This is a genomic window from Arthrobacter sp. SDTb3-6, from assembly GCF_013376095.1.
Classification (GTDB): Bacteria; Actinomycetota; Actinomycetes; order Actinomycetales; family Micrococcaceae; genus Specibacter.
On the sequence record NZ_JAAMFN010000121.1, the window covers coordinates 1 to 1,020 of the forward strand.

At 66.8% G+C, this 1,020-nt stretch carries 1 protein-coding gene; it reads right to left on the minus strand.

Annotation, left to right across the window (positions count from 1 at the left end; genetic code table 11):
* Positions 1–1,020: DDE-type integrase/transposase/recombinase (locus tag G6035_RS19580; RefSeq protein WP_176618772.1), on the minus strand; the 1,020-nt coding region annotated here is incomplete at both ends.

Consider the following 1,020-nt stretch of genomic DNA (forward strand, 5'->3'; position numbering starts at 1 on the left):
GTCCGCCGGGGTCCGGGGCGCGTCGTAGCTCCGTGTTGATTTCCCGGTCCTGGTCAGCCTGTACCCGGTGACTTTCTTGGTGGGCAGGAACAGGTTCTTGCGCAGGTTCACCAGCGGCCAGAGCTCGTTGAGCAGGGCCAGTTCGGCATCGGTGTCGTAGCGGTAGTTGAACGCCGATCCGCGCACGACGGCACCGTTTTTCTGTTCCACGAAGGGGTTGTCGTTGGAGTGGTGGGGCCGGGACCGGCTCATCTTTATGTTCCGTCCATTGCACCAGGCGGTGACCGCCGCGTTGAGGAACTCGGCCCCGTTATCGGAATGGACGTGGTCGATCGGGTAGGGGAATTCGTTCTGGATTTCCTTCATCGCGGCGACCACCCATTTGGAGGCCTTGTTCTTGATGGCCCGGTTCACCGTCCACCCCGTGTAGACGTCCGTGGCGGTCAGCGTGAACGCGTACTGGCCCTTGGTGGTGTTCCCGCAGTGGGCCACGGTGTCGATGGCGACCAGGCCCGGCTGCCAGTCAATCACCGGAATCCTGATCATCAGCGGGATCGACTCGGTGTACTGGTTCCGCCGGGACCGGGTCGTGGACTTCCCGGCCGGGTACATGGCCCGTTTGAACGGGGCCAGCAGCCGGTCGATCGTCGCCGCACTCATCGCCAGCAGCTGGGCCCGCACCTCCGGGCTGTACCGGCCCCGTTCCCGGCCAAGGGAGCCCGTGGCGGCGTGGGCTTCCAGGTTGGCCAGCGTGGCCTCCATGACCGCGGCCAGGTACTTCCCGCACGGCTGCCCCGCCACCGCCCAGACCTGCTGGAGCACCTTCACCGTGTCATAGCCATACGTCGGCGGGCGCGGCCGTCGCACGACCGACCGGGCCGGCCCACGCCGCTTGAACGTCTTGCCGAGCTGGCGGCGGGCGTTCGCCCGGGACCAGCCGACCTCGGCCGCCAGCCGGTCCAGGATCTCGCCCTTGGCCTTCTTTGAAGCCTTCGCATACGCGGCGGCTTCCGACTTCGT